We start from the raw sequence: 8,279 nt of genomic DNA, 5'->3' as shown, positions 1-8,279 counted from the left end.
GGCCAGGGGCGCGGGGCCGGCGGGGCCCTCCGCCACGGCCGCCGCCACGTCGTCGCCGGTGAGCACCAGCCCGGTGGCCCCCGTACAGGAGACGACGACGTCGACTCGTGTCAGCTCGTCGGCCACCGAGGCCATCGGGACGGCACGCGCGGCCACCCCAGTGCCTGAGGCAACCAGAATCTCGGCCAAACGGTCCGCGCGCTCCGCGGTGCGGTTCGCCACGACGATCTCGGCGACGCCCACCCGCGCGAGCGTGGCGGCGGCCAGCGAGGACATCGACCCGGCACCGATCACCAGGGCCCGCTTGTCCTTGGCCCAGACGTCGACCGGCTCGCGCCCGGCGGTCAGCTGTTCGAGGCCGAAGGTCACCAGGGACTGCCCGGCCCGGTCGATCCCGGTCTCGGAGTGCGCCCGCTTGCCGACGCGCAGCGCCTGCTGGAACAGGTCGTTGATCAGGCGGCCCGCGGTGTGGAGCTCCTGCCCCAGCGCCAGCGCGTCCTTGATCTGCCCGAGGATCTGGCCCTCGCCGATCACCATCGAGTCCAGTCCGCACGCCACCGAGAAGAGGTGGTGGACGGCCCGGTCCTCGTAGTGGACGTAGAGGTAGGGGGTGAGCTCCTCCAGCGCCACGCCGCTGTGCTGCGCGAGCAGGGTCGACAGCTCGGCCACACCGGCGTGGAACTTGTCCACGTCCGCGTACAGCTCGATCCGGTTGCACGTGGCGAGCACCGTCGCCTCCGTCGCCGGTTCCGCGGCGAGGGTGTCGTGCAGCAGCTTGACCTTCGCGTCGGCCGACAGGGAGGCGCGTTCGAGCACGCTCACCGGCGCGCTGCGGTGGCTCAGCCCTACGACGAGCAGACTCATGCCGGCATCACCGCCGGAACGTCGCCGTCGGGGCCGTTCTTGCGCGCGACGGCGGCGGCGCGCCCGGCGGGCGGCTCGACGGCCGCGGACGGGGCCGCACCGGAGCCGCCGGCACCGGCGGTACCGGCCGCCTCGGCGACGGCCTCGTCACCGGCCGCGGCGGGGAGGGGGGCGGCGGCGCCGGCCGCGGCTTCCTCGCCCGCCTTGCGCTGCTCGTGGAACGCCAGGATCTGGAGCTCGATCGACAGGTCGACCTTGCGCACGTCGACGCCGTCCGGCACGGACAGCACGGTCGGCGCGAAGTTCAGGATGGAGGTGACGCCGGCGGCGATCAGCCGCTCGCTCACCTGCTGGGCGGCGCCCGCCGGGGTCGCGATGACGCCGATGGAGACGCCGTTCTCCTCGATGATCTTCTCGAGGTCGTCGGTGTGCTGCACCGGCATGCCCGCGACCGGCTTGCCGGCCATCGCGGGGTCGGCGTCGATGAGCGCCGCGACGCGGAACCCGCGCGCGGAGAAACCGCCGTAGTTGGCGAGGGCCGCGCCGAGGTTGCCGATGCCGACGATCACTACCGGCCAGTCCTGGGTCAGGCCGAGCTCGCGGGAGATCTGGTAGACGAGGTACTCGACGTCGTAGCCGACGCCGCGCGTGCCGTACGAGCCCAGGTAGGAGAAGTCCTTGCGCAGCTTGGCGGAGTTGACTCCGGCGGCTGCCGCGAGCTCCTCGGAGGACACCGTGGGCACCGATCGCTCGGAGAGCGCGGTGAGTGCGCGCAAGTACAGCGGAAGCCGGGCGACAGTGGCCTCGGGAATACCTCGGCTGCGGGTCGCCGGTCGGTGTGTTCGGCCAGTTGCCACGATGCTCCTGCGGGATGAGCGGGGCTGCAGGCGGTCACTTGTCCCAAGACCGCCCCGTCGAAAGCAGGCTATGTCTTTGTGAACGCGTGCACAAAGATTGTGTCCGCTTTGTCCGCGCAAAGTGACCGGGGTCACGCGGCCCGGGCGTGCGGGACGGGAACCCACAACACGCCGAACCCGTTCAAATCCCGAGGCGGGCAAAACGGTACACACTCCTCATCGATACGCCCCCGAGACCCCACAAATCGCCCATGATGGTAACCGGCCGGAGGGTCAGCCCTCCAATGCCCGCCGCAACCGGTCCGGGTTCACTCTCCAGAAGGTGTGCTGTTCACCGTCCACCAGCACCACCGGGATCTGCTCCCAGTGCAGCCGGTACAACTCGGCGTCCTGCGAGATGTCCTTCTTCTCCCACTGCGCTCCGACTTCCGCACAGACCTTCTCGATCACTTCCTGGGCGTCATCACACAGATGGCACCCCGGCTTCCCGATGAGCGTGACCAACCGCTCGCCGGGCCGCTTCTTTTCCTTACGACGCAGCAAAGGGCTCATGCCCCCATTCTCCCGCGCCGCCCCGTAACACCAGGGCACCGAAGAGTTCACGCCCCCGGCATCCCTTCGGTTCGGGAACTCCCGAACACAATGGCTATGCTCGCGTCATGGCCGCTCTGGGATGGCTCACCCCCCGTAGGCGCTCCGCCACCGCGCGGAGCGTGCTGGCAGGCGAGGCCTCGGCCGAGGCCGCCCGCAAGACCGCGCAGGCCCGCGAGGCGGACGCCGGACCACCGGACGGACCCGCGGAAGCGGAACCGGCCGAGCCCGAGTTCCCCGTCGCCGGCGACGACCTCGCCGCCGCCTTCTTCGACCTCGACAACACCGTCATGCAGGGCGCCGCGATCTTCCACTTCGGCCGCGGCCTCTACAAGCGGGAGTTCTTCCACCGGCGCGAGCTCGCCCGCTTCGCCTGGCAGCAGGCCTGGTTCCGGCTCGCCGGGGTCGAGGACCCCGAGCACATGCAGGACGCCCGCGACAGCGCCCTCTCCATCGTCAAGGGCCACAAGGTCTGCGAGCTCATGGCCATCGGCGAGGAGATCTACGACGAGTACATGGCCGAGCGGATCTGGCCGGGCACCCGCGCCCTGGCCCAGGCCCACCTCGACGCTGGGCAGAAGGTCTGGCTCGTCACGGCCGCGCCCGTGGAGACCGCCACGATCATCGCGCGCCGGCTCGGCCTGACCGGGGCCCTCGGCACGGTCGCCGAGTCCGTCGACGGCATCTACACCGGCCGGCTCGTCGGCGAGCCGCTGCACGGGCCCGCGAAGGCCGAGGCCGTGCGGGCCCTGGCCGCCGCCGAGGGCCTCGACCTCGAACGCTGCGCGGCGTACTCCGATTCGCACAACGACATTCCGATGCTGTCGCTGGTCGGACATCCGTACGCGATCAATCCCGACACAAAACTGCGCAAGCATGCCCGGGCACACGACTGGCGACTGCGCGACTATCGGACCGGCCGCAAGGCCGTGAAGGTCGGCGTCCCCGCCGCCGCCGGGGTCGGCGCCATCGCGGGCGGCGCGGCCGCCGCCATCGCCCTGCACCGCCGCCGCAAGTAGGACACCGCACCCCACCGCGCGACCGCCGCCCGGCCGCCGCCTGCACCGGAGCCGCACAGCGGCCCGCCGGGCGGCCTCCCGCGCGCCGCCGGCCCGCTGGGCCGCGGACATTCCCCCACCTCTACCCCCGCGCCCCACGGGGCACTCCCGCATGCCCGACTCGGTCGCGAGCCAGCGTGGAAGCGTCCATTCCGCGCGCCCAACCGATCAAGAAGCGATCACCAATTGCGACTGAATATGCCCTGGACACGCAACGGAAGTGTCGGAATCGGTGATTTGAGCAACTGGGTGTAGCGCTGCCTGTACGAAGCGTTATTCTCCTCAGACGCATGCCACCGCCCATCTGTCGCCACGACGGGTGAACGGTCCCGCACTGCACGTGATGGAAGCTCTGCCTCTGGGAGTCCCGTGTACCCACCTGTCGGGGTTGACGCCTCGGGCCTGGCTACGCTGCGCGCGACGGTCCTCGACCACCTGCGCGGCTTCGTCCCCACCGCGTACGCCGTCCCCGCCTTCGCCGCCGCGGTCCCTGCCGGCCTCGGCCCGGCCGGTCCTTGCTATGCCCTGACCGACGGCGGAGCGACCGTGGGCAGACGCGGTCGTGCGGCGGGAGGCGGAGGCGGCACGGCCACCGGAACGAGCACGCCCGCGGCCCGCCGCCCCACCGCGGACAGCGACCAGGCCCGCATGATGGACCTGGTCGAACGGGCCCAGGCCGGCGAGGCCGACGCCTTCGGCCGGCTGTACGACCAGTACAGCGACACGGTGTACCGCTACATCTACTACCGCGTCGGCGGCAAGGCGACCGCGGAAGACCTCACCAGTGAGACCTTCCTGCGCGCGCTGCGCCGCATCTCCACCTTCACCTGGCAGGGCCGGGACTTCGGCGCCTGGCTCGTGACGATCGCCCGCAACCTGGTCGCGGACCACTTCAAGTCCAGCCGCTTCCGCCTCGAAGTGACCACGGGCGAAATGCTGGACGCGAACGAGGTGGAACGATCCCCCGAGGACTCGGTCCTGGAGTCCCTCTCCAACGCCGCCCTGCTGGAAGCCGTGCGCAAGCTCAATCCCCAGCAACAGGAGTGCGTGACCCTGCGGTTCCTCCAGGGCCTGTCGGTCGCCGAGACCGCCCGGGTGATGGGGAAGAACGAGGGCGCCATCAAGACGCTCCAGTACCGGGCGGTCCGCACCCTGGCCCGCCTGCTCCCGGACGACGCCCGCTGACCTGCGCACGGCCCCGCACCGCCACCGGGCGCCTCCCCCGGCCCCACCACCCCCCGCACCCGCCCCGTCCCCCACGTCCCGCACACCCCCCGCGCCTTCCGACCCTCCTGACAATCCACACAACCGGTGACCCCTCGATGACGCTGTGGTCCGATCATCCTTCGTCCGTAACCCAAGTGCCGCGCCGCTCGTTGTGCGGAATGCAGGCTCCCTGTGGACACGCCCTGCCCGAAGCCGCTCACTCGAAAGTGTGGACGTGCTCAAGGAAGGCAACCTTCCGGACACCTTGGGGAGTCGATCGTCATGACGAGAGGAGGTGCCGCCAGTGATCGCGAACGTGACTCCGCACCGGCGGGCGAACGCCTTCGCCCAGGCCCTGGAGGATCGGAACCCATCCGACCTTTCGGAACCGGACCCGGCGGCCGAGCAGTCCGAGGCACCTGCCGAACCTGCCGACCACGACCGGTTGTTGGCCCTGGCGAGCGCGCTCGGCGAAAGAATGCCGCGCCCGGTGCTGGACCCCGAGGTCAAAGTGGTGCAACGAGCCCGGCTCGTTGCCGCCATGGAGGCCATGGTGATGGAAGAGAGGGCCGGGGGCGGTGCCGCCCCGGACCCTCAGGTGCCCGAGCAGCGGACCGGCCGCGGCGCCCACCGGGCGACCTCGCTCCGGAAATTGCGGCCCCGCTCCCGCTGGTCCAAGGGCATCGCAGCGGGCGGCCTCACCGTGGGTGTGGCCGCGGGGGCCTTCAGCGGCGTGGCCGCTGCCAGCACGGACGCCCTTCCCGGTGACTCCCTCTACCCGATCAAGCGGGGCATGGAGGACCTGAAGCTCGGGATGGCCGACGAGGACGCGGACCGGGGCGAGCTCTACCTCGACCAGGCCTCCAACCGCCTGTCGGAAGCCCGCAGGCTGATGGAGCGCGGCCGGACGGGCGTACTGGACCACGAGTCGCTCGGCGAGATCCGCCGGGCCCTCGCCGGCATGAAGCACGACGCGGCGGAGGGCCACCGGCTCCTCCAGGCGGCCTACGAACGGGACGGCTCGCTCGGCCCTATCCAGACGCTGTCGTCCTTCTCCCGCTCCCACCGCGACGCATGGGGCAAGCTCCGGGACAAACTCCCGGCGCAGCTCACCGACGTGGGCGGAGAAGTCGAATCGGTCTTCCGGGCCATAGACGAAGACGTGGCGCCGCTTCAGAACCTGCTCCCGAAGCCCCCGGAGCAGAGCCGCGGCTCCAGTGCGCCCGCCAAGCCGAGCGCTCCGGCCGGACACCAGCAGTCCGCACCGGCGGCGGGCGCGCCCTCGGCCAGCCCGACCCCGCCGGCGACCGCCGGCGGCAAGCCCTCACCCGCCCCCGGCGGCCTCCTCGGCGGCGCGGGCGACCTCCTCAACCCGCCCGCGGGGCAGAACACCCCGGCGCCCTCGTCCTCCCCGGATCACGTACAGCCGGACATCACCCTGCCGCCCCTCCTCCCGGGGCTCCTCCCGGGCCTGGGACTCAAGGCGGAGGACGCCGAGTAGAACCGCACGCACGCGGGCCCTCACCCCCACCCGGGGATGAGGGCCCGCGCCGCGCCCGCGAGGGAACGAAAGCCTCAGAAGAACACGGACCGGCGCTGCACCAGCAGCTTGTACAGCGTGTGCTGGATCTGCTCGCGGACCTCGTCGGTCAGGTTGAACATCAGCATCGGGTCCTCCGCCGCCTCCGGCGGGTACCCGTCCGTCGCGATCGGCTCGCCGAACTGGATCGTCCACTTCGTCGGCAGCGGCACCGCCCCCAACGGCCCCAGCCACGGGAACGTCGGCGTGATCGGGAAGTACGGGATCCCCAACAGCCGCGCCACCGTCTTGGCGTTGCCGACCATCGGGTAGATCTCCTCCGCGCCCACGATCGAGCACGGCACGATCGGCGTCCCCGCCCGCAACGCAGTCGACACGAACCCGCCCCGCCCGAACCGCTGGAGCTTGTACCGGTCTCCGAACGGCTTCCCTATCCCCTTGAAGCCCTCCGGCATCACCCCGACCAGTTCCCCGGCCTCCAGCAGCCGTTGCGCGTCCTCCGAGCACGCCAGCGTGTGCCCCGCCTTGCGCGCCAGCTCGTTCACCACCGGCAGCATGAACACCAGGTCCGCCGCCAGCAGCCGCAGGTGCCGCTGCGCCGGGTGGTGGTCGTGGACGGCCACCTGCATCATCAGCCCGTCCAGCGGCAGCGTCCCGGAGTGGTTCGCCACGATCAGCGCCCCGCCCTCGGCCGGGATGTTCTCGATGCCCTTGACCTCGACCCGGAAGTACTTGTCGAACAGCGGCCGCATCAAGGACATCAGGACCTGGTCCGTCAGCTCCTTGTCGTAGCCGAACTCGTCGACCTCGTAGTCCCCGGTCACCCGGCGCCGCAGGAACGCCAGCCCGCCGGCGATCCGCCGGTCCCAGGCGGCCCCGCCGGACTCCACGGCGCCCGGCTCCGCAACGGCGGGCTCCACGGCCTCCGCGACCGGCTCCGGAGCGGGCAGCGCCCGTACCCTCCGGGTCCCCGCGCCCCGCCGGCGCGGCCGGTCCTCGTCGAACGGAATGACCTTGGCGTCCGCCACTATCGCTGCGCTCCCTCTTCGACTCCGGCAACCCCGACGTTCGAGCCGTCCACGTTCAGCACGGCCGCGACCCGGTCCACAGCCTGCCCGACGCGCGCCGGCGGCAGCAGCCCGCTCCCCCGGCTGCGCGCGAAATCGGCGAACGTCTCGGCGGTCGTGTACATCGGCTTGAATCCCAGCACCTCCCGCATCTGGGACGTCTCCACGACGCGCCCGTGCGTGAGGAGTCTGATCTGCTCCGGCGAGAAATCGGTGACGCCCACGGCCCGCAGCGCCGACCCCACCCACGTCACCGCGGGCAGCAGCAGCGGCACCGTCGGCCGCCCCAGCCGGCGCGCGCACTGCGACAGCAGCAGCACCCCGTCCCCCGCGATGTTGAAGGTCCCGCTGTTCAGCGTCCCGCGCTGGGGCTCCCCCGCCGCCAGCCGCAGCACCTCCAGCACGTCGTCCTCGTGGACGAACTGCAGCCGCGGGTCGTACCCCAGCACCGTCGGCATCACCGACATCGAGAAGTACTCGGCGAGCGCCGAGTCCGCGTACGGCCCCAGGATGTTCGCGAAGCGCAGCACGCACACCGCGACGTCGGGCCGCCTGCGCGCGAAGCCCCGTACGTACGACTCGACCTCGACGGCGTCCTTCGCGAAGCCCCCCGACGGCAGCGACTTGGGCTGCGTGGTCTCCGTGAAAACGGCCGGATCCCGCGAGGCGCCCCCGTACACATTGGTACTGGACTTCACCACCAGCCGCCGTACCGTCGGCGACTTCTGGCAGGCCCCCAGCAGCTGCATCGTGCCGATGACGTTGGTTTCCTTCACGGTGCTGCCCGCACCGCCCGGCCCCGCGCCGCTCCCGGTCACCGCGAGGTGCACCACCGTGTCCACGGCGTGCTCGGCGAGCACCCGGGCGATGGACGACTGCCTGATGTCCGTACGGACGAACTCCGCCGACCCGAGCCGGTGCGGCGGCGCCACCGCGTCGACCGCGATGACCCGATCGACCTCAGGATCACGCTGGACGCGCCGCACGAAGCGGCCCCCCAGCTGCCGGGCTGCCCCGGTAACGAGCACGACCTTCCCCACGAGCTCAGCGCCTTCCTCGTCGTCCCCCGGCTACACCGCAGCCCCTCCACCAGGAT

8 protein-coding genes are annotated in these 8,279 nt (G+C 71.5%); 3 read left to right on the top strand and 5 right to left on the bottom strand.

Annotated elements, in window-relative coordinates; all coding sequences use genetic code 11:
• The 3 genes from hemA to ACFXA3_RS26830 all read right to left on the bottom strand — a co-directional run.
• The coding region (gene hemA, locus ACFXA3_RS26840) for a glutamyl-tRNA reductase (protein WP_385190891.1) at nt 1–864 on the bottom strand (864 nt) is incomplete at its 3' end.
• Nucleotides 861–1,721 carry a redox-sensing transcriptional repressor Rex gene (locus ACFXA3_RS26835; protein ID WP_385190890.1) on the bottom strand — a complete coding sequence of 287 codons (861 nt, stop codon included), beginning with the start codon at nt 1,719–1,721 and terminating at the stop codon, nt 861–863. The genes hemA and ACFXA3_RS26835, both read right to left, overlap by 4 nt.
• A gap of 273 nt (nt 1,722–1,994) precedes the next feature.
• Entirely contained in the window at nt 1,995–2,273 is a 279-nt protein-coding gene (locus tag ACFXA3_RS26830; protein WP_053790970.1) for a glutaredoxin family protein, read from the bottom strand.
• Nucleotides 2,274–2,380: 107 nt separating this feature from the next.
• Between ACFXA3_RS26830 and ACFXA3_RS26825 the strand changes: the two genes are divergently transcribed.
• The 3 genes from ACFXA3_RS26825 (at nt 2,381) to ACFXA3_RS26815 (ending at nt 6,077) form a co-directional block, all read left to right on the top strand.
• Nucleotides 2,381–3,331 carry an HAD family hydrolase gene (locus ACFXA3_RS26825; protein WP_385190888.1) on the top strand — a complete coding sequence of 317 codons (951 nt, stop codon included), beginning with the start codon at nt 2,381–2,383 and terminating at the stop codon, nt 3,329–3,331.
• A 408-nt stretch (nt 3,332–3,739) separates the two neighbouring features.
• Entirely contained in the window at nt 3,740–4,555 is an 816-nt protein-coding gene (locus ACFXA3_RS26820; RefSeq protein ID WP_385190886.1) for an ECF subfamily RNA polymerase sigma factor, BldN family, read from the top strand.
• Nucleotides 4,556–4,880: 325 nt separating this feature from the next.
• Complete coding sequence (locus ACFXA3_RS26815; RefSeq protein ID WP_385190884.1) at nt 4,881–6,077, top strand: DUF5667 domain-containing protein; 1,197 nt, start codon at nt 4,881–4,883, stop codon at nt 6,075–6,077.
• Nucleotides 6,078–6,151: 74 nt separating this feature from the next.
• Here the strand turns inward: ACFXA3_RS26815 and ACFXA3_RS26810 are convergent, their stop codons facing one another.
• Both ACFXA3_RS26810 and ACFXA3_RS26805 read right to left on the bottom strand, forming a co-directional pair.
• Nucleotides 6,152–7,144 carry a lysophospholipid acyltransferase family protein gene (locus ACFXA3_RS26810; RefSeq protein ID WP_385190883.1) on the bottom strand — a complete coding sequence of 331 codons (993 nt, stop codon included), beginning with the start codon at nt 7,142–7,144 and terminating at the stop codon, nt 6,152–6,154.
• Complete coding sequence (locus ACFXA3_RS26805; protein ID WP_385190881.1) at nt 7,144–8,223, bottom strand: NAD-dependent epimerase/dehydratase family protein; 1,080 nt, start codon at nt 8,221–8,223, stop codon at nt 7,144–7,146. The genes ACFXA3_RS26810 and ACFXA3_RS26805 overlap by 1 nt, the downstream gene beginning before the upstream one ends.
• Nucleotides 8,224–8,279: the final 56 nt, after the last annotated feature.

It is taken from the genome of Streptomyces sp. NPDC059456, from assembly GCF_042750055.1.
GTDB lineage: Bacteria > Actinomycetota > Actinomycetes > Streptomycetales > Streptomycetaceae > Streptomyces.
The sequence above is the reverse complement of the archived record's forward strand: the minus strand, read 5'-3'. Positions and strand labels throughout refer to the sequence as shown.